We start from the raw sequence: 25,244 nt of genomic DNA, 5'->3' as shown, positions 1-25,244 counted from the left end.
TTCATGTTTGCAAAATCATTTTCAAATTGGTTACAACGCAGGGGTATTCATTACGGTTTTGTTGTAGCCATAATAACCTTCTTTACAATGTTAATTATGTCTGCTGCCCTAGGTTTACCTGGCGCGATGATGAAATCATTTAATCTTGAGTTTGGTTGGAGTGTCGATGAAGTTTCCTCAGCTGTAGCACTCCGGTTTTTTCTATTTGGTTTGATGGGACCTTTTGCTGCCTTACTGATGGAGCGCTATGGTCTAAAAAAAGTCATGTGCGGTGGTTTATTCATGGTGGGTTTGGGCTTAGCCATGGCAACTCAAGTAACTGCTCTATGGCATTTATTCGTGTTGTGGGGAGTAATGTTAGGAGTTGGGACAGGAATGACCGCACTAGTTTTAGGTGCCGTTGTTTCTAGTCGTTGGTTTACCAAGAAAAGAGGCCTAGTTTTAGGGATCTTTTCAGCTAGTACTGCAACAGGGCAATTACTTTTTTTACCGATTGCCACTTGGTTAATTGAAAACGTCGGCTGGCGAGTCTCTGTTCTACCTATTGTGGTGGGTTGTGCTCTGATGGCGCTGTTAGTCATTCTATTGATGAGTAATCGTCCATCTGAGATTGGCTTGACATCATTTGGTGAATTACCTAGTGCTGCTAACGCCGCAAATTCAGCGTCAGGGCCCACCTTGGCCTTAAACTTTAAAACTCCATTTATTGCTTTAGCGGACGCTGCTAAAACACAAACATTCTGGATTTTGGCAGGTACTTTTTTTATCTGTGGGCTCAGTACTAGTGGCCTAGTACAAACGCATTTCATTACTTTGTGTGGCGATAACGGCATGGACGCTTTACCAGCAGCGTCTGTCCTTGCCATGATGGGTATCTTTGATGTAGTTGGTACCGTTACTTCAGGATGGTTGTCGGATCGTTATGACAATCGAAAACTGCTCTTTTGGTACTACGGCTTGCGCGGCATCTCATTATTTTGGCTTCCATTTTCTACATTTTCAATTTACGGCTTATCTGTCTTTGCCATGTTTTATGGCCTTGATTGGATCGCAACAGTCCCACCTACCGTTAAATTAGCCGGTGCTGCTTTTGGTAAAGAGCGCGTTGGGATGGTATTTGGTTGGATTTTTGCTGCACATCAACTAGGTTCAGCAGTGGCAGCTTATGGGGCTGGTCTGGTGAGAGTTACGCTTTTGACCTATAATCCAGCATTAATAGGCGCAGGTGTATTTTGTTTAATAGCCGCTGTTTCCATTTTCTGGGTGCCTAAAATTAAAGGGTCAAGAGCTGCAGTTTGAAGTCCTTTGACCTAGATTTGGAATGAAAGTTGAAGTTAATTGCTTGAAGGGTGATTAATTTACCTTAAGTACTATTTTTCTTCTATGTGTAAATTTGTAACAAGAGCCTCGTATGATGAGGCTGTTCAGTGAATTTACATAAATTCTTTCATTTTTTCTAAAGCTCCTAAATAATGATAACTGTTGTAATTGCTTCCTATAAGTATGGCCATTTGGCTGCCCATTGTATTGAGTCTTTGTTATCTCAAACCAAAAAACCTGAAAGAATATTGTTTGTAGACGATGGCGCTCTAGATTGTAGTCATTTGCCCTATTTATATCCTGGCGTTGAATTTGTTCTTCGTCCTAAAAATTTAGGAACAGTTGATAACTTTCATGAGATGCTCATGCGTGTTGAGACAGAGTATGTGCTTTTTATTGGCGCGGATAACTGGCTTAGATCTGACGCCATTGAACTACTCTCCAAGGCAACAACCGATGTTGTGACCTATGATATTTTGGTCACTGGTGAGCTTAAAGAAGAAATTCTCATTAGAGTGCCTGGAGAGACCAAGCCTCACCACGGTGATTATTACTGGGATCGTAAAGATCGTCATCACGGTTCGATGATGTATAAAACAGCTTTAGGTCAAAAAATTGGGTATAAGAAACGCTTTGAAGATGGTATCCATCCGCAAGAAGATTGGAATCTTTGGGATCAGTTGATGGAGCAGGGCGCTAGCGTTGCAAGTATTACTGAGGGACTGCTTTTTTACCGTCGACATCGCGAGAATTTTCTAAAGTATGACCATCTAGAAGAAGCTCTAGAGGAAATGAACTAATATCAAATCCTCTATTCTTTTCATGTATCAAGAAATCAATTTGTCAGGATTTTTTAGATATTTGTTTTTGATCGCATCCGCTGTCCAATAAGCAAGGGCTCCCACTAAGCCAGTAGGTTGATAAGCACTGTTATGAACAAACACACTAGCACCTAAGATAAATAAATTTGGACAGTCCCAACTTTGTTGATACTTGTTGACGACACTGTTAGCTGGAGACGTTCCCATAATGGTTCCGCCAGTACTGTGCGTACTTTGATAGGGGACGGTATTCCAAGAACGCTTGGTCGCAACGGCATTCGAAAACTTGGTCGGATTGAGCGCTTTGATCATCTGATTAACAATGCCAGCACCATGGGTATCCATCTTTAATTCGTTCTCATGATAGTCAAACGTCAAACGCATCAGAGGTTGACCAAAGGCATTTTTGTAGGTTGGATCCAGATCATAGTAATTATGACGATGAGGTAATACACCTGATCGGGTAGAAATGCCCATTGCAGTTTGATACCACTTCGCTGTTTCTTCTTTCCATTTACTTCCCCACATTGGAGTTCCTTTTGGGACAGGACGATACCCAATCGGCAGGTTCGTATTATGTCCCGCTGAGACAATGTAGCCACCAACAAAACCTGGGCCTGAGCGATCAAAATTCCAGTTTGCATGGAAATCATCAATGACAGTATTAGTACCCCCAGCATTGATGAAAGGGTTAAAGTGTTTATCTTCAAAAAATAATTCAGCACCAACACCTGTATCGTAGGCGTAATTTTTACCAATTAAGCCTTTGCCTGTGACCGGGTCATAGGGAGTACCAATTTTGGATAGCAGCATCAAGTGAACGTTATTAAAGGCAAAGGCACACATTAAAACGAGGGCGGCCGGTTGAATAAACTCTTCCCCAGTCTTTAAATTGGTGTAGGTAACGCCCGTTACTTTTTTACCGTTTGAGTCTTTATTAATTTGAGTAACCCAAGTGTTGAGACGTAATTCAAAGTTTGGTTTTTTCATCGCAATCGGAATCACCGTCATCTGCGGTCCACCTTTTGCATTGGACTCGCAACCAAAACGTTGACAATAACCGCAATATTGACAAGCCCCAAAGTTTGCGCCATCAGGATTGGTATAAGCTTGGGAAGCATTCGCCGATGGCCGTGGAAAAGGATGGTATCCCTGATTCGAGGCCACCTCTTCGAAAATCTTGGCAGATAAAATAGTTTTTAAGGGCGGTAGTGGATATTCATTTTTACGACTACCCTCAAAAGGATTACCACCCGCTTGAGTTTTGCCATTTAAATTACCTGCTTTACCGGAGACGCCAGCCACTTTTTCAAATTTATCGTAATAAGGCTCCAGTTCCGCGTAGGTGATACCCCAGTCTTGAATCGTCATATCCTCGGGTATAAATTTTTTACCATATCGATCTTCATACATCGAACGAATTTTAAAATCCATATCCGTCCAGCGCCAAGTGCCACCACTCCAGTGAATAGCTGAACCACCAACGCCCTCACCTGGTAGAAATGAACCTAACCTTCTCATTGGGAGTGCTTCTTGACTAGGATTATTACGAGCGCTGAGAGTATCTCTAGACGCGTTTTGCATTAGTTCTTGTCGAATCGTATAACGTAACTCATCTCGAATATTAGGCAATGAATAGTCATCTGCGGTCGTTTTAAAATCACCACGCTCAAGAGCTAGAACTGAGAGTCCAGTTTCTGATAATTCCTTGGCAAGAATGCCACCAGTCCAGCCCATACCGACGATAACCACATCAACTTCTTTTAATTTTGTAGACATGATCTGTTCCGTTAGCTTAAATCGCCAATACCAAAAATCGGCGCTTTATAGGGTTTATTAAAGTATTTCTCTACATTTTGGGCATGGGTTGCAACCGCGCCTGGAAAACCAATCATTTTCCACGCAGCTTTATCTTTATTGCCGCCATAGATTGGATCCGCAAACATTCCTTCCATCACATTCTGATAAAGCATGGAGAAAAATACTTGTGCAGGAGGCCCATCAGTAAATGAAACTTTGCCGTCTTTTAAATCAAGTAGAAATTCTTCTGTTTGAGCGGCCGAGATTTTAGAAAACTTATTGCCATACTTTTTTTGACAATACAGGTTCGACTGTTCAATCGCTACTTTGTATAAGTTGGCTGGCGTTAACGGCAGTTGATATCCTTGAGTTGGCAGGCCTTTTTTCCATGGCCCTGCTTGATATAGTTTGTCACCTTTGCCCCAGCCGCCAGCTAAGGCGCGGTCAATATAAAAATGAACACCAAGGTCAGTCCCTTTAGGGCTGAGCTTATCTGCAGGAATCATGTGATTGACTAAACGTTCAATCCACTCTTGTTCTTCTAGATTGAAAAAAATATATCCCTGACTGTCCGTGTTAGCTGTCATTGCTTGAGGTTTGTCAGCAGCTAAAGCCTGTGTTGAAACACCTGATGTCATGGCAACAGAAGTTCCTACTAAAGCACCCTTCAGGAAGTCTCTTCGATCATTGGTTGAATTTGGCATAGTAGTATATAAATTAAGGTTTAAAAGTCATTAGGTAGTCGATTAAAGCTTTACGCTCAGCTGCATTACTAAGGCCAGAGTAGGGCATTCTGTTGCCTGGAAAGAGTGCTTGGGGATTTTCAATGAATTTATTCAAAGTACTGACATCCCAATTACCCGTAGCATTTTTTAGAGATTTTGAATATCGATAACTAGCATCCGCCGCAATCTGCCGGTTCACTATCCCAGCTAAAGAAGGCCCAATGAGGTTGACGCCCGGCTCGAGACTATGGCAAGCCTGGCATTCATTAAAAGCCTTTTCACCTAAGCTTACATTTTGTGAAAAAGATTGCAATGGAAATATGGCTAAAGAGATGATGCTAGAAATAAAGAGGAGAAGTTTGTTTTTATTATGCATAAGAAGAGTTGAAGCCTGTAAGAGCATTTGTTTCATAAATCAAAAAAATCAGCACTACTTTGCAACTAGATAAACTAGTCCATCTGATTAACTAATAGTTTGCAGCGTCAAATAGGGTGTTTAATAATTTCACTTCAATATCTCAATGACACAAGTTATTTAAATGAAAGGTTTGTCTCACTCATTTTTTAATATTTCTATTTATTTATATTACACGCCATCTTTTCATTTTTTAATATGGGGTAATCCCTAAATGCGGGTTTGTTGTTTGAAAAATATTGGAATTTAAAAAAGATTGACTCAATTTCTTGAGAATTCAGGAGGGAAGACTCTGCAGTCTTTATAATCAAGCAATAACAAAAAACATCAATATCAATTGATTAAATTTCCGAGACCACAGTTATAAAAAATAACTTCTTTTTTAATCCTTCCTATATATCTATATGTCTAATTCCGCACCATTTCAAAATCCAATGCCTTGCGTAGAAACTTCTCAACCGAAAATTACCCTACCCAAGAATGCAACCGACTGTCATTGCCATCTTTTTGGGGATATGACCAAATATCCCATGATGAACGATCCAGCTTATTTGCCACCTGCAGTCAGTGTTGAAGATTATATGCAACTGATTCAGAAGTTAGGCATTGAGCGGGCGGTGATTGTGCATGCGAATGTTTATGGACAAGATAACTCTTTAGCACTCGATGTCATTGCGAGTGCGCCAGATCGTTTTAGAGCAATTGGACTCGTCGATGAATCGATTACCGATGCGGAGCTCGAGCGTTTACATCTTGGTGGTGTGCGAGGCTTTCGCTGTAATTTAGTGAATCAAATTGGCCTGTCTTTAGACGCCGCTAAAAAATTAGGTGAAAGAGTGAAGCAATATAACTGGCATACGCAATTTTTGATGGATGTTGAAAAGATGCCGAATTTGAGAGAAACCTTCGCTGATTTTCCGATTGATGTGGTGATTGACCACATGGGCAGACCAGTGATTGAGCAAGGGGTGCAAGCCAAAGGCTTTCAAGGGCTAATTGATTTCTTAAAGACGGGCAAAGCTTGGTCTAAACTCTCTGCACCTTATCGTACCTCTAAAGATCCACTGTTCTATCGTGATATCGTGCCGTTTGCCCAGGCTTTAGTAGAGGCTGTACCAGACAGACTCGTTTGGGGATTTGATTGGCCACACGTTAATATGGCGCCCAATACACCCATGCCGGATGATGGCGAATTGGTGAATCAAATTGCGCAGTGGATTCAAACACCGACAAATATCCAAAAAGTTATGGTGGATAATCCAACGCGCTTATATGGCTTCTAAGATCTTGTAAATACAACTCCAGTAGGTTATGTACTGGAGTCTTTAATTGTCTTAATCGATCTGAACACCTGAAGCTTTTACAACTTTACCCCACGCAACAACGTCATCTTTCATCAGTTGATTAAAACCCTCTGGTGAAGTGGTTTCAGGTTCATAACCACTGCGGATGAGTTGTTCTTTGATTTCTGGACTACGAATTGCCTCAGCGATCGCAGCATTTAATTTATTGACAATTTCTTTTGGTAAATTTGCCGGACCAAATAAACCATACCAAGTTTTTACTTCGAAGTTTGGAACTGTCTCAGAAATAGTTGGTATGTTTGGCATGATCGGCGAGCGTTGTAAACTTGTAACTGCTACAGGGTTTAGTCTTTTGGATTGAACTTGACTCATGATGGTAGAAGTATTTGTTATTAATACATCTACTTCACCACCTAACAATGCGGTTACAGCGGGACCAGATCCCTTGTATGGAATGTGGGTAAACTTCGTGCCCGTCGCTAAACCTAGCATCTCCATACCTAAGTGAGGAGTACTTCCTGAACCAGCAGATCCATAGTTAATTTTGCCAGGATTTTCTTTTGCTAGTTTTATCAAATCACTTACAGTTTTTACTGGGTAACTTGGATTCGTTACCAGGGTACTGGGTGCCATAGTGATTAAGCTAATCATCGTCAGATCTTTTAATGGGTCATAACCCAAGTTGCGATACAAACTGACGCTAATAGGAATGGAACTATTACCAACTAATAGGGTATAGCCATCCGGATTGGCTTTACTCGTAAACTGCGCACCAATATTGCCATTTGCACCAGGCTTACTATCTAAAATAATCGGTTGACCTAAAATTTCGTTGAGTTTTTTGCTGAGCGGTCTCATCAAAACATCAGCGCCACCACCGGGCGCAAAGGGGATGACAATATGGATTGGTTTGGATGGATACTCTTGTGCCTTTAACATTCCGCTACTTGCAATTGACAAACTGAGGATGGATAAACAAATCAATGATTTCATACGATCTCCCTTAAGAGTTACTTTGTAATAAATTTTTGAATAGAGGCCATGTTTTTTACCTGATCAATGTTCCACAGGTAATCTAACAACTCTATAGACCTTGGCTTGCCTAAAATCGGGCCGATTAAATCCATCGCTTTTTCTTTTTCTTCATTAATGTTTAAAGGATTTTCAAAACTACCTTTTGCTGCCATGGTTTGCCCATGTAGTACGGTGCCATTTTTTAAATGGACTTCCATGACACAGCGCCAACGTCTTTGCACATCCGTTAACGATTCATCGCCCACGGCATGCACTTTAGAGCGCATTTTTAAGATTTGTGGATCCTTCATTCTGGCAAAATCATGTGCAGATTTAAAAGTGAGTTTGTTATCGATCACCATCACCGATAGTAAGTGTTGCACAGAGATGTCAGGCATCGGCCGGTTGTTGACAATCTCTAGTTCTTTATCAGGCATCTTGGCAATAATTTTTTCTATATCCGCTGCTTTAAATTGATGCTCTTTTAGCAGATCATTTAAGACGTGCATGGGTCCTTGAATTGGCCCACCAATCGGCCATCTCTTAATCGATGCCCGCATCATCTCAAATCGTTTACCGAGGCCGTCTACTAAATCATTAATCTCGTAATCCTCTGGTGCAAAGGTATAGAAAAAGTTACGCTCTCCAGAAAAAATATCTTCTACACCAGTCCAGCCTGACTTGACCATTAAGGCCGATTGCAGTCCGTTATGCGCTGGCATACCGCCCATCGCATACGCCTTTTCAATATGTTCTGGATCTCTGAACATAGTGTAGAGCCCAGCTGTTTGTTGACCCGTGTAAGAAAGCATGTATCGAACTTCTAGTGGAGACAATTTAAGTAGAGCACCTGCAGCAGCCGAGGCACCAAAGACCTGACCAGTCGCACCAGCATGATGCCCTGAACGCAAATAAGGCATTGGCTTTAAAGTTAATAAAGTTCTTGCACAAATGTCGTATCCGAGTACGACTGCACGTAAAAATTCTTCACCAGACAATTTACGCGTTTCACTGACTGCTAGCGCAGAGGGCACGACACTGGTTCCTGGATGGGTTAAGGATGGTGGGTGCGTATCGTCCGTTTCGTCGGCGTGACCAAACATCCCATTTGCTAGAGCAGCGTTTTGCATACTAGTGCGAATTTTGGTACCAATAACAGTTGCTTCAGGTTTGCCACCTAATGTTTTGACATAGGCAATGGCTTTTTTACCAGGCTCTAGTCTAGAACCAGAAATCATGGCAGAAAAGGTATCAATTAAATGTAATTTAGCTCTTTCGCTAACCTGTTTGGGAATCGGTTTGGAAGTTGCTGCTGAAATATATTTGCTCAACTTCAGCATGGTGGGAGATATTTTTTGACTCATTGTGATCCTCGAGATAGATGGGATGATTAGGATTATTAATTTGCGGTAATTTTTAATTTCTTATTGAGTTCACGCCACATGGCGGTTTCATTTTTGATGATTTCTTCAAATTCAGTAGGTGAACCGATAGTGACATCTAATCCTTGTTTAGCCATCGACTCTTTTACTTCGTCAGATTCAATCACTTCGTGAGCCGCTTTGACTAGTTTTGCAACAATCACGTCGGGAGTATTTTTAGGGACTAAAAGACCGTACCAAGACGTCACATTAAAACCGTTTAAGCCTAATTCATTCATGGTGGGTACATCTGGCATTACGTTGGAACGCGTTAAGCTAGTGACCGCGAGAGGTCGAATCTTACCCGTTTTAATATGAGGCATTAAGGAGGTCACACTACCGACGGTCATTTGTACTTCACCGGTGAGAACCCCGAGCGTTGCTGGTGCGCCACCTTTATAAGGCACATGAGTGATTTCAGTGCCAGTCCTAAACTTAAACAGTTCAGCAGCTAAATGTAATGTCCCACCATTGCCACCTGAGGAATAATTTAATTGTCCAGGTTTTTCTTTAGCTAAGGTGATGAGCTCTTTTAATGATTTTGCTGGAACCGAGTTATTGACTACCAAGAAATATTTTGCGGTGGCTAAAAGCGTTACCGGTTTGAGGTCTTTTTGAATATCAAAACTGAGATTCTGAAAAATTAAAGGATTAAAAGTGAGGGCAGTGTTATATCCCATGAGAACGGTATAACCATCAGGGTTAGCTTTAGCTACCGCCTCTGTAGCAATATTCCCAGAAGCACCAGGACGGTTATCAATGATAACTGGCTGCCCTAGTAACTTATATAACTTGGGCGCCATAATTCTTGCTAAATTATCAGTGCCACCCCCTGCTGGAAAAGGCAGAATTAAGCGAATAGGCTTTGTCGGATAATTGCTTGCATCATTAGAAGGTTCAGCAGCATATGAGAAAGAACATAAATAGAAAGCCCCTAAGATGACATAAGTGATTTTGCGGAGCATTGATTTCATGATCCTAAGCTCTGCGTTAATTGGCGCATATCATCTAAAGCCTCAATGTTTCGAATAGACATGATGGCATTTTCTGTTTTTTTACTATCCCATTTGCGATACTCTGAGCATTCTCTGAATTTATCCGTAATTTCAGCTTCACTCATGGGATTTGCTTTATTGCCTTTCCCAAAATCTTTTCGTATCGAGTAACTCTCACCATTTTTAAGAACAATCGATACGAAACTAGTCACGATTGTGTGTTGATTATTTTTCTCTTCTTCTGGGGTGAAGTAGGTATATTCGATAAGTTGAATAGCTGATTGAATAGCAGGAAGATTGACATATTCATCATGAAACTGATTGAGTCCACAGGCTCGGTCTACTAGGAGCGCTGCTAAACAAAACTCAAGGCTAAACTTCGCTTGCAGCTCTGTTTTAGGCCGATGATGCAATAAAGTATGGTGAATATTTTGACTCGTTTTGAGGATGATTTTTTGTACGTCGTTTACTTGAATATGATGCTCAAGAACTAACTCATGCATAGCCGTCATTGCAGGATGTCCGAGGCTGCCGGTTGGGTAGGGCTTTAGCCAGATTCCGCGGTCTAAAAATGACCATGGATTACCTAATTTTCCGAGCAGTCGATCGGCTTCATAACCACCCCCTAAAGCTTGAAAGAAGCCTCTCTTCGCTTCTAGAATAATAGGTGATGCAGTAAAGCCGATCTTTTGAAGATCGACCGACACGATGGCCCCTTCAGCAGAGCGTCCTGCATGAAACGGTTTTACCATTGTGCCAAAATTTTCTTGTAGGCCTCCAGCTTGACTAGCTGCAATACCGAGAGCAATTGCAGTTGCCTGGTTGTCGAAATTTTGTAAGTTAGCTAGACCTACTGTGGCACCTAGCATGCCACAGGTTCCTGTCGAGTGAAAGCCATGCAAAATGTGGTTAACATGCGTTGCATCAAATAACCGACAAGAAACCTCCACACCAACTTGGAAGGCTTTTAAAAATTGTTTACCGGATACTTGAGTAGTTTCTGAATACGCTAAGAGTGCTGCGAGTACTGGTGAAGTAGGGTGTATACCTTGAAATCTACCCGTTTGCGCTTGTAAAGTGTCGTCATAGTCGTCTGCATGCATAGCGGTGCCGTTGGCAAGAGCCGCAAACCTTGGCGATAGCTTTAAGTTGGAGCCAATGACAGTCGCTGGACCTTGGCAATTGAGGCTTTGTAAATATTTTTCTAGTACTTTATTCGGTTCCGAAATAGATCCAGATAGAGAAACTCCAACGGCATCTAAGATAGATTTTTTGGCTAGTTCATTGACCTCTTCTGAGAGATCAGAAAATTTTAATTGTGTAGAAAAGTTCGCAACATATTGCGTAAGCAACGGCAAATCAGATGAGATCTGTGAAAGATCAGTCATTATGTCTCCTAATATTTTTGAGCTTAACTCTTTTTTATATTAAGATTCTAATCGAAAAAAATCCTAAAGAATAAAAAGAAATTTTTATTCTTTAGGATTTAATGAAAGCAGTAAATCTACCCGTATTAATTAGATGGGGGATTTAATGAATTTTTCTGCACCTTGCGCTAATAATTCTTGAGCAAGACTTAAGCCGAGTGCCTCAGCATCAGCGACACTATTGACAGTAGCCTGTCCAGTTGCCTGACAAATCTTACTCCCATCAACACTCGCCACAAAAGAGCGCATGTGCATTTGTTGATTCTCCCAACTTGCATAAGCAGCCAGCGGAACTTCGCAGGAACCGCCCAGTTGGCGAGAAACCATTCTTTCGCCTGAAACAGCAAGTAAGGTAGGTAAGTCATTCAAAGGCGCTAACCACTCTTTAATCTGCGGATTACTGCTTAAGGTTTCAATCCCTAATGCGCCTTGACTTGGTGCGGGAGTATAAATATCTAATGGTAAAAATGCAGCAATACGATTTGCCAAGCCTAAGCGTTTTAAACCTGCCGCAGCCAAAATAATGGCTTGAAATATACCACTGTCTAATTTGCCTAGACGAGTATCCAAATTGCCACGTAGGGGCTCAATCACTAAATGCGGAAAACGTGCTTTTAAAATGGATTCTCTACGTAGACTAGAGGTTCCCACAACAGAACCTGGAGGTAGCTCTTCTAGACTCTTAAAGTGATTAGATACAAAAGCATCGCGCGCATCTTCCCGAGCCATCACGCAGGCTAATTCAAATCCCTCTGGCATCACCATCGGCACATCTTTTAATGAGTGCACTGCTAAATCTGCACGACCTTCCGCCATTGCGGTTTCGAGTTCTTTAACAAAAAGACCTTTTCCACCAACTTTGGAGAGGGCCTTATCTAAGATTTGATCACCCCTTGTCGTCATGCCAAGTATTTGTACGTCACATTCTGGATAAAGATTTTTAAGGCAGTCCCGCAAATACTCTGCCTGCCACATCGCTAAGCGACTTTCACGAGATGCAATAACTAGACGGCTAGGTGTGTTTGGCTGATTCATTATTTTCCTCTGAGTCGGGTCGAGGCCTCTTTGACCGCCGCAATTAAACTGTGTACATGTTCTGGAGGCGTCAATTGATTAATGCCATGCCCAAGGTTAAATACATGGCCATTGAGTGGGTGGGAGCCATTCACTTTTGCATCAGCAAGATTCGAAATACTCTCGGTCACTCTTCGCTCAATTTCTTTCGGATTCGCAAGTAAAAGAAGCGGATCAACGTTACCTTGGATAGCAATTTTTTTACCAGTTTGGTCAAGAGTCTGTCTTGCTAGTTTCAATTCAATCGTCCAGTCTAGGCCAATGACATCTGCCCCAGAATTAGCCATTGCTGGTAGCCAACCTCCACCGCCTTTGGTAAAGATGATCACTGGTACTGACTCATATTTCTTATTGGACTTAATTCGTTTGATGATTTTATTCATCGGGTCTAAGGAAAATTTCTGATAGTCCCCGCTACTGAGCATGCCACCCCATGTATCGAAGATCATCGCTGCTTGCGCACCGGCATCGATTTGCAGTTCAAGGTATTGGGCAACAGACTCGACATTAATATCTAAAATACGGTTCATTAAGTCTGGACGGTTGTATAACATTTTCTTCGTGTTTAAGAAGTCTTTTGAACCGCTACCTTCAATCATGTAACAAGCAAGTGTCCAAGGACTGCCAGAAAATCCGATGAGTGGTACACGCTGTTTACCATTTTGCATCAATGATTTTCTGATTTCTTTGACAGCGTTAAATACGTAATCAAGTTGACCCATATCAGCAACTTGTAAATCTAGAACGGCTTGTTCAGTATTGAGTGGGTTGGCGAATTGTGGGCCTTCACCATTCACAAAACTCAAACCTAATCCCATGGCGTCTGGAATAGTGAGAATATCTGAGAATAATATAGCTGCATCTAAATCATATCGATCTAGCGGTTGAAGTGTCACTTCAGCAGCATAGGAAGGACTTTTAGCTAGCCCCATAAAATTACCAGCTTTGGCTCGTGTAGCCTGATACTCAGGTAGGTATCTGCCTGCTTGTCGCATGAGCCAGACCGGCGTTCTGTCTGTTTCTTCGTACCTACAAGCCTTTAAAAAAATATCGTTTTCTATCATCATGTTTTCTTTATTATTCGTTGCAAGCTTCTAAGATTATTTCATACAATTAATGCATTAGGTATTAACCCTGAAAGATGAACAAAGGCCTTCTCAACACTGTATTTAGGCTGATACCCTAATTCAACTTGGGCTTTCTCGATTGAGACAGTAAATGGATATCCTGTTAGTCTTACCATTTCTCTTGTAATTGGTGGCGAGCCCTTTAATGGCAAGTATTTCCAACCATTTTCAGTGAATCTTGCTAAAGCCCAGGCAAACCAATTAGGGAATGAAAGGCTTGGAATCGGATAGTCACCAATTTGTAATCTTTTTTCCATAAATGATCGAAAACGAATCGCCTCTCCATCCGAAATGAAATAGGCTTGCCCAGTTTGATTTGATTGCATTGCTTTAGAAATGGCCTCATGCAGATTTTCAATATAACAAGTCGAGAATAAATAATCACCTTGATTAAACCAACCAAATTCCCCTGCCTGAGCAGCCTTACCAATTTGGCGGTCCACAATGTCACCAGGCCCCCATATAAAGGATGGGCGAAGAGCAATCGTTTTTAGATCTTTTTTGCCAGCATCTAAAACCAATTGCTCAGCTATGCCTTTTGACTTTGAATAAGGCAAACCATCAATATAAGTTAGCGTAAGAGATTCTGTGATATTTAAAAGGGCCTGGGGTTGATTCATGACCACTGAAGCACAACTTAAATAGATTAACTGTTTCACGCCTGCTTTTTTGACACATCGAATGATGGACTGAGTGAGTAAAATATTATTTTGATAGAAATCCTCTTCTTTTCCCCAAGTTCCAACGAATGCACCACAATGAATCATTATGTCAATCGTTCGCAATTCGGCAACCAATGAATTCTCATCAAATAGGTCAATATGGGATATGTTATGATTTTGCTCAAAGGTCAAACTTGAGTAATGTGGCCTGAAATGGCTTAATACTTGATGGCCTTGATCCTCTAAAAATCGAAGTAAATGAGAGCCGACAAAGCCAGAAGTTCCGGTAAGAAAAATTTTCATTTGGGTTATTTTAATTATTTTTATTGTTTAAAAGTAGCCATTTATCAACCCAATTCTTTATTTTTCTGTTCAATTTAATGAATACTGTTCTACGCATTTCGGTGATTCTGTTTATGTTCTTACTTTTTGTGACGGCTTTAGCGACTACATTACTTTGGACGACTGATCTAAATAAAGAAAATTTAGAACACAAATATAGTAATTCTTATAGTCAGTTTATCAACGTTGGCGGTGATCGGATTCATCTGCAAGATACAGGAAATAAAAATGGTTCTGCAATTGTTTTTATTCATGGCTTTGGCGCTAGTTTACATACTTGGGAAGAGTGGTCAAAAGAACTGAATACAGACTATCGCGTTATCCGCTTTGACTTACCTGGCTTTGGTTTAAGTGGGCCTGATCAGGCAGGGGATTACTCAGATGATCGAACGAACCAACTTCTTTTAGAAATCATCAATCAGTTAAAACTGAAGAAAATTTATCTGGTGGGAAATTCAATTGGTGGACGGATAGCCTGGTATTTCACAGCCAAAAATCCAGAGCTTGTCTCAAAGCTTGTTCTCATCTCTCCCGATGGCTTTGAAAGTCCCGGGATGATGTATAACAAAGCGCCAGCGGTGCCTCCATACATGAACCTCATCGAATATGTATTCCCGCAGTTCATGTTTAAGCAAAACTTAGAGTTTGCTTATGCTAATAAAAATGTTTTAACCCCAGCTTTGTTTGAACGATATTATGAATTGGCTTTAATGCCAGGCAACCGTCGGGCGATGGTAGATAGAATGCGTCAGACTATTTTAAAAGACCCCAATTTATACCTAAAGGATATTCATTGCCCAGTACTTCTTCTTTGGGGCGAACAAGACGGGATGATTCCGATTCAAAACGCACAGGATTATCTTCATCTCATGCCACAGGCGAGATTGCAAAAAATTCCTGAAATGGGCCACTTACCTCAAGAAGAAGATCCTCAAAGAAGTTTGCCCTATTTGAAAGATTTCTTGAAAGACTAAAACTTTATTGAAAGGTGTTAATTTTTACGATACCTTTTAATGGATGATGGTCTTTAATTTCTTGAGGATTTGAATCGGTTTAGGTACGGTTAGAGACTGATTAAAGACATCAAGCACATTTTTTTTCAGTTCATTTGTTACGTTACAAATTAAATCAGCGCCAAAACTTTCATGATTTTTTGAAAGATTCGAGAATCCACGTCCTTTAAGGATGATGGCGATTTTAGGATTCAAAGAATAATCATAAATATGCCCAATGAGCATTTTTAAACGCGCTAACTGACTTGCTTTAAAAAGAGTTGGACTTTGGGATAGATCTAAAACATCAATTTTATTGGTATGTACATAACTTAAAAGTTGTTCATCCGTTTTAGAGAAATTGAGTGTTACATCCATACCTGCTTGCCATAGAATTTCATAGTCAATCACGCTTGAAATAATATGTTGTTCTCCAGGCATGTTAGCAACCGTAACCTTAGGTGAATTACTAATAAAAGAACCTGAATGGATATGACGTATTTTTCTAAAAAAGACCAGGGCCCGATTTAGGGCAATCGTTACTTCAAATTCATTAAATAAGTCCTCAGAACTGAGGTCTCCTAAATATAATGCTAGAGGACCGATGACAAAGGAATAAAAGTTACCTAAGGACTGGTTATTTTTCTGAAAATAAGCTTGTAACATTTGTTCAGGTAAATCAGACTGGTCAGTGATTAAAAGCTTTGCTAGGCGATGTATTTCATAAGTATCACGGACTGTTGGAGCCTGATTTAACTCATGATTCTTTAATAGAGCAGGCCAAATATCTTCTCTTACAAGATTAAATAATAAGTCAGAGGTTCTATTTTGAGGGCTGTATGAATCAATCGAGCTTTTATAGATATTTTTTTGTTTAAATAGCTTCATGTTCCAGCCAGAATACAACCTATAAGGTGAGTAGCTTAAAGGTTGGATTTCAGTGATGGAATGGCGATCATCAGCGAGGATTTTTGCCCACGTGCTCTCCAGTTTATCTGGGGGGCCTTCAATGGATTGAAAAAAATCTCCATTGTTATATAAAAATATACCGGTAACACCAAGTTTTTTATTATTAGTAGAAGCTGCTAATTCTAGTTCGCCTAACTGATCATCATTAAATACTTGTAAAGCCTTACTGCGATAGGATAAATGGGCGATAACAGGAGCTTGAGATACATTTTTTGGCAATATTAAGTCTATTGCTTTAGTCATTAATGGACTCACATCATCTCCTCTTTATGATGACTTGAACTAGTTTGTTCAAGCTTCTTCAATCTGCAAGTTCCTCGGCCCAATTCAGAAGATGTTGAAATTGAAAAAGATCAGATCTAAACATCTATTTTTGATGAGCTAATAAAACGGAAGCGTTTTCCTTTTGCAAAAAAACGAATTAAGTAATAAATTTATTAAATTACACCAATTATGTCAATTATAATTTACACAATAATTTCAATTCTTAGGGAAAGTACTAGGCTTTGTGAATTTTCATTAAAAAAATATATGTTAGATTATTCAATCCTTTTTAAAAATCAAAAATAGCTATATAAGAGAGAATAAACATGGCTTTAAATTTTCCATTTACAGCAATTGTTGGCCAAGAAGAAATGAAGTTGGCGATGATTCTTTCGACGATTGATCCAAGTATTGGTGGAGTGCTAGTGTTTGGAGATCGTGGAACCGGTAAGTCAACAATGGTTAGGTCTCTAGCTGCTTTACTGCCGTCGATGAGTGCTGTTGAAGGTTGCAGCTACCATTGTGACCCGATGGGTAAGGTTTTATGTAGTAACTGCGCTGCTCTAAAAGCAGCTGGTAAAAAATTTAAGTCCCAAACTATTGATGCCCCAGTCGTAGATTTACCACTTGGCGCTACAGAAGATCGTATTGTTGGCTCTTTAGATATTGAGAAAGCTTTGTCTCAAGGGGTGAAGTCATTTGAAAGTGGGTTATTAGCTAAAGCGAATCGTGGTTATTTATATATTGATGAGGTTAATTTATTAGAGGATCATTTAGTCGATTTACTGATTGATGTTGCTGCGTCCGGCGAAAACGTGGTGGAACGTGACGGCTTGAGTATTCGTCACCCAGCAAAATTTGTGTTAATTGGCAGTGGTAATCCTGAAGAGGGTGAGTTACGTCCGCAACTATTAGACCGTTTTGGCTTATCTGTAGAGGTGAAGACTCCGAGTGAAGTCATGACCCGTATTGAAATCATTAAACGTCGCGAATTATATGAACGTGATCCTGAGGCCTTTATTCAGCAATGGTCTGAGGCACAAAATGAATTACGAGAAAAAATCATTGCCTCCCGTAAAAGACTTCTAAAGGTGCAAGTTAATGATGAGATCCTGATTCAGGTATCTCAGTTATGCGCTCATTTAGGAGCTGACGGTCTGCGCGGTGAGCTGACGATGATGCGCACCATCAGGGCTATTTGCGCATTTGAGAATAAGAAAATTGCTAATTTAGAGATGCTAAAGCGCATTGCTCCCTACGCGCTAAGGCATCGACTGCGACGTGATCCACTCGACGATACAGGTTCAACTGTTCGTATTGAACGTGCATTAGAAGAACTATTTCAAAAGTAAATGGAGCAGTCTAGACTAGACTCCGAGCAGGACCAAAGGCGTTGGTCTGATGCTTGTTTGATTGCAAAAATTGTCGCAATCGACCCAGCAGGACTTGGTGGCATTTGGGTCAAATCTCAGGCGGGACCTGTCCGAGATCAATGGTTAAAAGGCTTACAGAATTTGATCAACGGTCAAGTCTCGCTCATTAAAGTACCAAGCAATGCAGATGAAGGTGCTCTCATTGGCGAGCTAGATTTATTGAAAACCTTAGCTCAACAAAAAAAGGTCTACTCACTGGGAATTTTGGATCAAATCCATGATGGTTTACTCCTCATGCCGATGGCCGAGCGCATGAAATCTCATACTGCTGCCTTATTGACCCAAGCTTTTGATACCACGGGACAATTCGGCATGATTGCTTTTGACGAAAGCCTGACAGAGGAAGATCAACATTTATTATCTCGCTTGGAAGAGCGATTAGGCTTTCAGATTAACTTAGAGGGGCTGTCTTATCGTCATTGTGAGTTTGCTTTGGAGCCAATTGATATTTTGCAAATCCGAGCAAATTTTAAGCAAATAGAAGTGCCCATTGAAGCGTTGGAAGCGATGATGATTGCAGCGCAATCATTTGGAATAGATTCCTTACGGGTAGGTTTATATGTTGCTCGGGCAGCACGTGTTCTTGCAGCATTGCGTGGAGGGGATTACCTTGAACAGGGTGATATTCAGACGGCAACTCGCTTAGTATTTGCTCATCGTATTACGCGCCTACCTCAACCTAAAGAAGAACAACTAGAGCAGGATCCAGCAGAAGAGTCTCCACCAGAGAGTAAAGAACCACCTCCGGATGAGGCACCCAATCCAAACGATTTACCGCCTCCGCCAATTGAGCCACCCCCCTCTGAACAAGAGTCAACGGATGAAAGAAATCAAGACAAGCCAGAGCCTCCAAGCTTAAATCGTGAAGATTTAGAGGAGATGATCATTGAAGCAAGCAAAGCCACTTTGTCACAAACCTTGTTGGATTCGTTTGATCAAAAACAGAAAATGATTAAATCAAATGCAAGCGCTCAAGGAAAAGTTGGCCAATTACAAAAAGGATTACTGAGTGGTCAAGCGATGCCTTCTCGTAAAGGTCGACCAAGTTATAAGCATAAAGTCGACATTTTAAAGACGATCCAGGCGGCGAGTCCTTGGCAAAAAATTCGGCGTTTAGAAATGCAAGGAGAGCGGGCAACTGCTAAAGGGATCATTATTAAGGTAGATGATATTTATCTCAAACAATATGTCCAGCGCACCAGCACTGTTACGGTCTTTGTGGTGGATGCATCAGGTTCATCGGCCATGGAGCGTTTATCCGAAGCTAAGGGCGCAGTAGAGTTACTCCTCGCTCAATGTTATATCCGCAGAGACCAGGTGGCCCTCATTACTTTCCGTGGCAAAGCGGCAGAGTTGGTTCTGCCCCCCACGAGGTCGCTGGTAAGAGCTAAGCGTCTATTATCTGGCATGCCAGGTGGCGGAGGAACACCACTTGCTGCAGCGATCCAGGATGCCGCACAATTCGGTAAAAAATTAAAGTCTAAAGGTCAAACTCCGTTACTAATTCTTTTAACGGATGGTCGAGCAAACGTAACCCTTGATGGCGTGGGAGGGCGTGAACAAGCCTTTCAAGATGCACTAGCCTGTGCTAAAAAAGCGCGAGCGGAGCAATTACAAATGTTATTTATTGACACTTCAATGCGACCCCAAGAAACGAATCAAAGAATTGCGAGTGAGCTTGGTGCGCACTATTTGCCACTACCTCAAGGTAAATCAGCCTCAGTTGTCGAAGCGGCAAAAATGTTAATTGATTGAAGTGGCGTTTTAGGACTTATTCTTTTTAGATTCGCCGATTCTGCCCATGGATTGGTTACCAAAGTGATACGCTCTAAGAAACATTGCAAGGCCAAAAACACCTAGTCCGATACAAATTAATTTTAAAGTAAGGCTCATTTTTTTCCTTTAAATAGGTAGTTGGTGAATCGTTTTTTCAATGATTTCGATACATCGATGAGTGCTAACTTCCGGCAATAAATGTCCACCTTCCTCAAGATAGATAGTTGCCTCAGGAAAGTATTTATCTAAAATTGGTATGAGGGCAGATTGTTTTACCCACAGATCTTGTTTGCCGACTACAAAAATAAATTGGGTTTGAATGAGCGAGCTCTTGGTAAGTAATACTGGTATATCGGAAGCTGCCATAAAGTTCATTGAACCATAAATATGACTTTGTTCTTTGAACAAATATCGATAGGGTTCGCGTTGTTCTTCACTCAGTATCGAGTTGGTCGAATCCAATAATTTGTTAATCATATTGGTTTTAGGAATGCTCGCGGCAAGAAAGCTTGCCGTCAGTCCTGAAGTCATCAAAGGATTAATTAGTGGCCCTAGAAAAAACAACAAGCTGCTGGGTGGACTTACTAAGGAAGGATTAAAACCAATCACTGCTTCGGGCGGTTTAGTGAGAAGCAAGCTTAATGCCAAGGCACAATTCGTACCTGCGGAATGTCCGATGATGATATTTGGTGTTGGTATCTCAAGAGTTTCAAGCAAAAGCTTTAAGTGTTTTGCAATTTCATCGATATGCAATTGAGATTTTTGAGCGCCACGACTAAAGCCGTGTCCAGGTAAATCAATCGCCAGAACGGTGTAATTCGCCCGAAAGTGATTGAAAATATTGGCCCAAGAATGGGTTGATGCGCCCGTGCCGTGAATAAAAAGCAGCGACTTTGCGTTTGGGTCTGGATGCTTACATAACTGAAAGTGCCAATTGAAGCCCGATAGTCGCAAGGACTGACTGTACTGGCGGTTTGGCCAGTTTGATGGTACTCGAGTGATATCGGTGGTCATCGTCATTTGCGCGGGTCTTTTTTTAAGTCTTATTTGTCATCTGACAGATTACTTGAAATTTTTTCATCAAATTCATATTACTAATAAAGAAATCATCAATTGAAGATTAGGGTTTGCCCTAATATTTATTGAATTAATTGACTTTCCTGATTGATGTGTCTATATTTGTTTACATATTAAGTGAATAATATTATTTACACATTTGTTGCAATTATAAATTACGGGGAGTCAACATGTCACCTAAATTGCTTATTGAGCATGCTCTTGAAGAAGTTTTAAAGTCCTTTGAAAATCAAGGTGGGCCAGAGTCACTCAATAAGGCTATTCGACATGCTGTCATTCCAGGCGGTGCCAGAATTCGTCCGCAACTCTGTTTAGCCGTTGCATTTGCCTGTGGCAATGATGATCCAAAATTGGCGATGGGTGCTGCTGTCGCTTTGGAGTTAATGCATTGCGGCTCTTTGGTGCATGATGATTTACCTTGCTTTGATAATGCTGAGTTGCGCAGAGGGATTCCTTCGGTACATGCGGCTTACGGCGAACGTTTAGCCGTTCTCGCGGGAGATGCTTTGATTGTGATGGCATTTGAGGCTCTCCTGCATTCTGCTGAAGACTCACTCAATCGTTTAGCACCTGTGATGAAAATCGTAGCGCAGGGTGTTGGTGTTCCTAACGGCATTATTGCTGGACAGGCTTGGGAATGTGAGCCAAAAGTGAACTTAAGAACCTATCAAAAAGCTAAAACAGGAGCTTTATTTTCAGCCGCAACTTCTGCTGGAGCTTCGGCAGCAGGATCTAATCCTCTCGTGTGGGCCACTCTAGGCGATAGCCTAGGAGAGGCATACCAGGTGGCTGATGATATTCGTGATGTGATTGGTGATATGCAAAGTTTGGGTAAGCCAGTTGGTAAAGATATAGAGTTAGATCGTCCTAGTGCGACCCGCCAATTAGGCCTTGATGGTGCGGTTGAATACTTTGATGAGCTAGTAGCTCGAGCTATACACTCAATTCCAGAGTGTCCAGGTCAAGATATGTTGAAGAAGTTAGTCCTCAGTGAATCCGAGCGATTGGTACCAAATGCACTGTATGACAGAGTACAGAAAGAATTGGTTCAAAAGTCTAACAAGACTTCAACGGTTTAGTTGAATGGAAAATATTTCCTTGAATATGCTACCGATTGATAAAGATAAGTATTCCTTATTGGATAATATTTTGATCAGAAAAGATCGATTAATCGCGAATCGTCAATTCCAAAGAATCGTTGCTAAAGTCCCATTTTTAAGTTCGATTTCTAAGAGTAGAGCAAAGGGTGTCTTTGACCTCATGGCTGGTTTTGTGTATTCACAAATATTGCTTGCCTGTGTGCGTGTGCGCCTTTTTGAGCACTTAGCAAATGGTCCTTTGAGTTTGGAAGAGCTTTCTAAAAAAGTAGATATGCCAATCAAGGGCTTGGAGCGCTTACTACTCGGTGCACAGTCATTGGAACTAATTGAAACCAGAGGCAATCGTTTTGCTCTGGGAACACTCGGAGCTCCTCTCGTCGGTAATCAAGCCTTGCTGTCAATGATTGAGCATCATGGGGCACTTTATCAGGATATGAGAGATCCGATTGCCTTATTGCGTGGTGAGCTCAAAGAAAAAGCGCTAGAAAGTTATTGGCCCTACATAACAGAACAAAGTGAAGAGTTAAAGAGTTTAAGTGATACAGATAAGGTGTCTCAGTATTCGGCTCTGATGTCCGATTCTTTACCGCTAGTGGCTGACGAAGTGATCGATTCTTATAACTTTAATCAACATCAGTGTTTGTTAGACGTTGGTGGTGGCCAAGGCACCTTTATTTCACTTTTGAGTCAGCGTGTCAAACATCTGCAATTTCAACTCTTCGATTTACCAGGGGTTGCGCAATTAGCCCAAGAAAAATTAGATGAAACATTGGGTGCCGGACGAGTTCAATGTTTTGGTGGTGATTTTTTTAATCATCCGATTCCAAGTGGTGCAGATCTTGTGACCCTGATACGAGTCATTTTTGATCATGATGACGCGAGAGTAAAGCAGTTATTAAGGTCTATTTATCAGTCATTACCCTCAGGCGGCAAGCTTTTGGTGGCTGAGCCAATGGCAAATACAGAGGATTTACCAGCAATGGGGCAGGCTTATTTTGGGTTTTATTTGTTAGCGATGGGTCGAGGAAGGCCGAGAAGTTCTCAAGAAATAAAAGATTTTTTAATTGAGGCTGGGTTTAAAAGAACAAAATTAGTTAAAAACATGATGAAAATCAATGCTCAAATTGTAGTTGCTGAGAAATAAGGAATTTGCTACTTAGGGTAAATACTGATGTAGAATGAAGTAAACAATGTAACAATAATTTTACATTGTAGGTGTAAATCAAAATTAACAGGAACTATAAGTGGAAGCTCAGGCAATTGTAATCAATCAACCTAAACAGGTTTCTTTGAAAAAATTACAAATTGAAGATTTGGGTATGGATGATGTTGCTGTTGAAATGGAATATAGCGGCATTAGTACCGGCACAGAAAAGTTAATCTGGAGTGGTTTGATGCCCCAATTCCCTGGAATGGGCTATCCATTAGTGCCTGGTTATGAATCGGTAGGCCACATTACTCATGTTGGCGAAAATGCTAAGTTAAAAGTTGGTCAGCGTGTTTTTGTGCCGGGAGCCAAATGCTATGGTGAGGTAAAAGGTCTGTTTGGCGGTGCTTCTTCTCATGTGGTTATTCCTGCTCAAAGAGTAACTCTTCTCGATGAAGATGATGGTGCAGAGAGCATCCTTCTTGCGTTAGCTGCTACGGCTTACCATGTAACAGAAGGTAGAGAACAAGCTCAACCAGACTTAATTATTGGTCATGGTGTTGTCGGAAGGCTGCTTGCCCGAATTGCTGTTGCTAAAGGAAAAACACCTATTGTTTGGGAGACAAACCCGATCCGATCCACTGGGGCAATGGGCTATAAAGTGGTTCATCCTAAAGACGATGATTTTCATCAGTATGGTGTGATTTGTGATGCTAGCGGTGATTCCGAAATCATTAACACACTAGTAAGCCGTTTACGTCCACAAGGTGAAATTGTCCTTGCCGGATTTTACGATCGCCCAATATCTTATAACTTTGCTCCTGCTTTTATGCGTGAAATGAAAATGCGCATTGCTGCTCAGTGGCAAGCTAAAGATATCGAAGAAGTTCATCAACTCATTCGTTCTAAGCAATTGGCATTGGATGGGTTGATTACACATACCAGCAACCCTCAGGAAGCTGGCTCAGCTTATCACACTGCATTTAACGATATGCAATGCTTAAAAATGACTCTAAATTGGAGAACAGCGTAATGAATAATCCTATACCTGCAGAAGCAACTGTGCAATTTATGAATTTGAAAAAAGAGGCTGCGGTGGAACCAGATCCAGTTTCTACAAAGCCGGTTACCAAAGAAACACAAATTATTGCGATTTACGGTAAGGGTGGAATTGGTAAGAGTTTTACTTTAGCGAACCTGTCTTACATGATGGCTCAACAAGGTAAAAAAGTCTTATTAATTGGCTGTGATCCAAAAAGTGACACGACCTCTTTACTCTTCGGCGGCAAAGCTTGCCCCACCATTATTGAAACTTCATCGAAGAAGAAATTAGCTGGAGAGTCAGTTGAAATCGGTGATGTTTGTTTTAAACGTGACGGTGTCTTTGCTATGGAACTCGGTGGGCCTGAAGTAGGTCGGGGTTGTGGCGGTCGCGGTATTATTCACGGCTTTGAGACACTTGAAAAATTAGGATTCCATGATTGGGGTTTTGATTATGTTCTGTTAGATTTCCTAGGTGACGTTGTCTGCGGAGGTTTTGGTTTACCAATTGCCCGCGATATGTGCCAAAAGGTAATTGTGGTTGCAAGTAACGATTTGCAATCCTTGTATGTTGCGAATAACGTTTGCTCTGCGGTGGAATACTTCCGTAAGCTTGGAGGAAACGTTGGTGTCGCCGGTATGGTTATTAATAAAGATGACGGTACAGGTGAAGCTGCGGCCTTTGCTGAACGCGCTGGAATTCCAATTCTTTCAGCAATCCCAGCAAATGAAGATATTCGTCGTAAGAGTGCTAATTACGAAATCATTGGTAAACCAGGTACTGAATGGGCAAGTCTATTCGATATGCTCGGAGAGAACGTTGCAAAAGCGCCACCGGTAAGACCTAAGCCATTGTCCCAAGATGAATTATTAGGCTTGTTCTCTGGAGACCAAGTGGGTCGAAGCGTTGTGCTTGAGCCAGCAAGTCTATTTGACATGGTTGGTAAGGTTGAATTACATAAAGATTCACTCGAAGTCATTTACGACAAAGCCTAATC

Annotated in this window: 23 protein-coding genes; 10 read left to right on the top strand and 13 right to left on the bottom strand. The window is 41.2% G+C overall.

What is annotated here, in order from left to right:
* The first annotated feature begins 3 nt into the window (after window positions 1-3).
* Window positions 4-1,299, top strand: a complete 1,296-nt coding sequence (locus AOC35_RS08830; protein WP_108646729.1) for an MFS transporter — start codon at window positions 4-6, stop codon at window positions 1,297-1,299.
* Window positions 1,300-1,472: 173 nt separating this feature from the next.
* On the top strand, window positions 1,473-2,120 hold the full coding sequence (locus AOC35_RS08825) for a glycosyltransferase family 2 protein (protein ID WP_108646728.1): 648 nt from the start codon (window positions 1,473-1,475) through the stop codon (window positions 2,118-2,120).
* 27 nt (window positions 2,121-2,147) lie between these two features.
* Here the strand turns inward: AOC35_RS08825 and AOC35_RS08820 are convergent, their stop codons facing one another.
* From AOC35_RS08820 to AOC35_RS08810, 3 genes are read right to left on the bottom strand one after another with little or no spacing between them, the layout of a single operon-like run.
* On the bottom strand, window positions 2,148-3,920 hold the full coding sequence (locus tag AOC35_RS08820; protein ID WP_108646727.1) for a GMC family oxidoreductase: 1,773 nt from the start codon (window positions 3,918-3,920) through the stop codon (window positions 2,148-2,150).
* An 11-nt stretch (window positions 3,921-3,931) separates the two neighbouring features.
* On the bottom strand, window positions 3,932-4,645 hold the full coding sequence (locus AOC35_RS08815; protein WP_108646726.1) for a gluconate 2-dehydrogenase subunit 3 family protein: 714 nt from the start codon (window positions 4,643-4,645) through the stop codon (window positions 3,932-3,934).
* 13 nt (window positions 4,646-4,658) lie between these two features.
* Window positions 4,659-5,042 (bottom strand): c-type cytochrome, encoded by a 384-nt coding sequence (locus AOC35_RS08810; protein ID WP_159077530.1) that lies wholly within the window; start codon window positions 5,040-5,042, stop codon window positions 4,659-4,661.
* Between the two features lie 443 nt (window positions 5,043-5,485).
* Between AOC35_RS08810 and AOC35_RS08805 the strand changes: the two genes are divergently transcribed.
* A complete protein-coding gene (locus AOC35_RS08805; protein ID WP_108646724.1) occupies window positions 5,486-6,364 on the top strand; it encodes an amidohydrolase family protein in 879 nt (292 codons plus the stop codon).
* Between the two features lie 51 nt (window positions 6,365-6,415).
* Here AOC35_RS08805 and AOC35_RS08800 read toward each other — a convergent pair whose 3' ends face one another.
* The 7 genes from AOC35_RS08800 to AOC35_RS08770 all read right to left on the bottom strand — a co-directional run bounded on the left by AOC35_RS08800 (window position 6,416) and on the right by AOC35_RS08770 (window position 14,408).
* Window positions 6,416-7,378, bottom strand: a complete 963-nt coding sequence (locus AOC35_RS08800; protein WP_108646723.1) for a Bug family tripartite tricarboxylate transporter substrate binding protein — start codon at window positions 7,376-7,378, stop codon at window positions 6,416-6,418.
* Window positions 7,379-7,395: 17 nt separating this feature from the next.
* Complete coding sequence (locus tag AOC35_RS08795; RefSeq protein WP_108646722.1) at window positions 7,396-8,763, bottom strand: MmgE/PrpD family protein; 1,368 nt, start codon at window positions 8,761-8,763, stop codon at window positions 7,396-7,398.
* Between the two features lie 35 nt (window positions 8,764-8,798).
* Window positions 8,799-9,794, bottom strand: a complete 996-nt coding sequence (locus AOC35_RS08790; RefSeq protein ID WP_108646721.1) for a Bug family tripartite tricarboxylate transporter substrate binding protein — start codon at window positions 9,792-9,794, stop codon at window positions 8,799-8,801.
* Window positions 9,791-11,203 carry an MmgE/PrpD family protein gene (locus AOC35_RS08785; protein WP_108646720.1) on the bottom strand — a complete coding sequence of 471 codons (1,413 nt, stop codon included), beginning with the start codon at window positions 11,201-11,203 and terminating at the stop codon, window positions 9,791-9,793. The genes AOC35_RS08790 and AOC35_RS08785 overlap by 4 nt, the downstream gene beginning before the upstream one ends.
* Before the next feature lie 129 nt (window positions 11,204-11,332).
* A complete protein-coding gene (hemC, locus tag AOC35_RS08780; RefSeq protein ID WP_108646719.1) occupies window positions 11,333-12,277 on the bottom strand; it encodes a hydroxymethylbilane synthase in 945 nt (314 codons plus the stop codon).
* Window positions 12,277-13,380, bottom strand: coding sequence for a uroporphyrinogen decarboxylase (hemE, locus tag AOC35_RS08775; protein WP_108646718.1), 1,104 nt, complete (start codon window positions 13,378-13,380; stop codon window positions 12,277-12,279). Before hemE ends, hemC begins: the two co-directional genes overlap by 1 nt.
* Before the next feature lie 41 nt (window positions 13,381-13,421).
* Window positions 13,422-14,408 carry an NAD-dependent epimerase/dehydratase family protein gene (locus AOC35_RS08770; RefSeq protein WP_108646717.1) on the bottom strand — a complete coding sequence of 329 codons (987 nt, stop codon included), beginning with the start codon at window positions 14,406-14,408 and terminating at the stop codon, window positions 13,422-13,424.
* Window positions 14,409-14,485: 77 nt separating this feature from the next.
* On the opposite strand from AOC35_RS08770, the gene AOC35_RS08765 reads away from it, so the two are divergent.
* Window positions 14,486-15,421, top strand: coding sequence for an alpha/beta fold hydrolase (locus AOC35_RS08765; protein ID WP_108646716.1), 936 nt, complete (start codon window positions 14,486-14,488; stop codon window positions 15,419-15,421).
* Between the two features lie 36 nt (window positions 15,422-15,457).
* Here AOC35_RS08765 and AOC35_RS08760 read toward each other — a convergent pair whose 3' ends face one another.
* On the bottom strand, window positions 15,458-16,663 hold the full coding sequence (locus AOC35_RS08760; RefSeq protein WP_159077529.1) for a BLUF domain-containing protein: 1,206 nt from the start codon (window positions 16,661-16,663) through the stop codon (window positions 15,458-15,460).
* 335 nt (window positions 16,664-16,998) lie between these two features.
* Here AOC35_RS08760 and bchI point away from each other — a divergent pair, with 335 nt between their 5' ends.
* Both bchI and AOC35_RS08750 read left to right on the top strand, forming a co-directional pair.
* On the top strand, window positions 16,999-18,024 hold the full coding sequence (gene bchI, locus AOC35_RS08755; protein ID WP_108646714.1) for a magnesium chelatase ATPase subunit I: 1,026 nt from the start codon (window positions 16,999-17,001) through the stop codon (window positions 18,022-18,024).
* On the top strand, window positions 18,025-19,860 hold the full coding sequence (locus tag AOC35_RS08750) for a magnesium chelatase subunit D (RefSeq protein ID WP_108646713.1): 1,836 nt from the start codon (window positions 18,025-18,027) through the stop codon (window positions 19,858-19,860). It begins immediately after the preceding gene.
* Between the two features lie 9 nt (window positions 19,861-19,869).
* Here AOC35_RS08750 and AOC35_RS15825 read toward each other — a convergent pair whose 3' ends face one another.
* Both AOC35_RS15825 and AOC35_RS08745 read right to left on the bottom strand, forming a co-directional pair.
* On the bottom strand, window positions 19,870-19,998 hold the full coding sequence (locus tag AOC35_RS15825; protein WP_281259266.1) for a hypothetical protein: 129 nt from the start codon (window positions 19,996-19,998) through the stop codon (window positions 19,870-19,872).
* A gap of 9 nt (window positions 19,999-20,007) precedes the next feature.
* The gene (locus AOC35_RS08745) at window positions 20,008-20,901 is read right to left on the bottom strand and encodes an alpha/beta fold hydrolase (RefSeq protein WP_108646712.1); all 894 of its coding nucleotides are present in this window, start codon (window positions 20,899-20,901) and stop codon (window positions 20,008-20,010) included.
* Window positions 20,902-21,128: 227 nt separating this feature from the next.
* Here AOC35_RS08745 and AOC35_RS08740 point away from each other — a divergent pair, with 227 nt between their 5' ends.
* The 4 genes from AOC35_RS08740 to AOC35_RS08725 all read left to right on the top strand — a co-directional run bounded on the left by AOC35_RS08740 (window position 21,129) and on the right by AOC35_RS08725 (window position 25,242).
* Complete coding sequence (locus tag AOC35_RS08740; protein ID WP_108646711.1) at window positions 21,129-22,037, top strand: polyprenyl synthetase family protein; 909 nt, start codon at window positions 21,129-21,131, stop codon at window positions 22,035-22,037.
* Between the two features lie 4 nt (window positions 22,038-22,041).
* Entirely contained in the window at window positions 22,042-23,202 is a 1,161-nt protein-coding gene (locus AOC35_RS08735) for a methyltransferase (RefSeq protein WP_108646710.1), read from the top strand.
* A gap of 100 nt (window positions 23,203-23,302) precedes the next feature.
* Window positions 23,303-24,238 carry a chlorophyll synthesis pathway protein BchC gene (bchC, locus tag AOC35_RS08730; protein WP_108646709.1) on the top strand — a complete coding sequence of 312 codons (936 nt, stop codon included), beginning with the start codon at window positions 23,303-23,305 and terminating at the stop codon, window positions 24,236-24,238.
* Window positions 24,238-25,242 carry a chlorophyllide a reductase iron protein subunit X gene (locus AOC35_RS08725; RefSeq protein ID WP_108646708.1) on the top strand — a complete coding sequence of 335 codons (1,005 nt, stop codon included), beginning with the start codon at window positions 24,238-24,240 and terminating at the stop codon, window positions 25,240-25,242. The genes bchC and AOC35_RS08725 overlap by 1 nt, the downstream gene beginning before the upstream one ends.
* Window positions 25,243-25,244: the final 2 nt, after the last annotated feature.

Origin of the sequence: Polynucleobacter rarus (assembly GCF_003072505.1) — a bacterium.
In the GTDB taxonomy this organism is placed as follows: domain Bacteria; phylum Pseudomonadota; class Gammaproteobacteria; order Burkholderiales; family Burkholderiaceae; genus Polynucleobacter; species Polynucleobacter rarus.
The sequence above is the reverse complement of the archived record's forward strand: the minus strand, read 5'-3'. Positions and strand labels throughout refer to the sequence as shown.

Excerpts from the sequence above, each read along its gene's own strand:
- AOC35_RS08830 (WP_108646729.1), top strand. The coding sequence starts at position 4 with ATGTTTGCAAAATCATTTTCAAATTGGTTACAACGCAGGGGTATTCAT.
- AOC35_RS08825 (WP_108646728.1), top strand. The coding sequence starts at position 1,473 with ATGATAACTGTTGTAATTGCTTCCTATAAGTATGGCCATTTGGCTGCC.
- AOC35_RS08820 (WP_108646727.1), bottom strand. The coding sequence starts at position 3,920 with ATGTCTACAAAATTAAAAGAAGTTGATGTGGTTATCGTCGGTATGGGC.
- AOC35_RS08815 (WP_108646726.1), bottom strand. The coding sequence starts at position 4,645 with ATGCCAAATTCAACCAATGATCGAAGAGACTTCCTGAAGGGTGCTTTA.
- AOC35_RS08810 (WP_159077530.1), bottom strand. The coding sequence starts at position 5,042 with ATGCATAATAAAAACAAACTTCTCCTCTTTATTTCTAGCATCATCTCT.
- AOC35_RS08805 (WP_108646724.1), top strand. The coding sequence starts at position 5,486 with ATGTCTAATTCCGCACCATTTCAAAATCCAATGCCTTGCGTAGAAACT.
- AOC35_RS08800 (WP_108646723.1), bottom strand. The coding sequence starts at position 7,378 with ATGAAATCATTGATTTGTTTATCCATCCTCAGTTTGTCAATTGCAAGT.
- AOC35_RS08795 (WP_108646722.1), bottom strand. The coding sequence starts at position 8,763 with ATGAGTCAAAAAATATCTCCCACCATGCTGAAGTTGAGCAAATATATT.
- AOC35_RS08790 (WP_108646721.1), bottom strand. The coding sequence starts at position 9,794 with ATGAAATCAATGCTCCGCAAAATCACTTATGTCATCTTAGGGGCTTTC.
- AOC35_RS08785 (WP_108646720.1), bottom strand. The coding sequence starts at position 11,203 with ATGACTGATCTTTCACAGATCTCATCTGATTTGCCGTTGCTTACGCAA.
- hemC (WP_108646719.1), bottom strand. The coding sequence starts at position 12,277 with ATGAATCAGCCAAACACACCTAGCCGTCTAGTTATTGCATCTCGTGAA.
- hemE (WP_108646718.1), bottom strand. The coding sequence starts at position 13,380 with ATGATAGAAAACGATATTTTTTTAAAGGCTTGTAGGTACGAAGAAACA.
- AOC35_RS08770 (WP_108646717.1), bottom strand. The coding sequence starts at position 14,408 with ATGAAAATTTTTCTTACCGGAACTTCTGGCTTTGTCGGCTCTCATTTA.
- AOC35_RS08765 (WP_108646716.1), top strand. The coding sequence starts at position 14,486 with ATGAATACTGTTCTACGCATTTCGGTGATTCTGTTTATGTTCTTACTT.
- bchI (WP_108646714.1), top strand. The coding sequence starts at position 16,999 with ATGGCTTTAAATTTTCCATTTACAGCAATTGTTGGCCAAGAAGAAATG.
- AOC35_RS08750 (WP_108646713.1), top strand. The coding sequence starts at position 18,025 with ATGGAGCAGTCTAGACTAGACTCCGAGCAGGACCAAAGGCGTTGGTCT.
- AOC35_RS15825 (WP_281259266.1), bottom strand. The coding sequence starts at position 19,998 with ATGAGCCTTACTTTAAAATTAATTTGTATCGGACTAGGTGTTTTTGGC.
- AOC35_RS08745 (WP_108646712.1), bottom strand. The coding sequence starts at position 20,901 with ATGACGATGACCACCGATATCACTCGAGTACCATCAAACTGGCCAAAC.
- AOC35_RS08740 (WP_108646711.1), top strand. The coding sequence starts at position 21,129 with ATGTCACCTAAATTGCTTATTGAGCATGCTCTTGAAGAAGTTTTAAAG.
- AOC35_RS08735 (WP_108646710.1), top strand. The coding sequence starts at position 22,042 with ATGGAAAATATTTCCTTGAATATGCTACCGATTGATAAAGATAAGTAT.
- AOC35_RS08725 (WP_108646708.1), top strand. The coding sequence starts at position 24,238 with ATGAATAATCCTATACCTGCAGAAGCAACTGTGCAATTTATGAATTTG.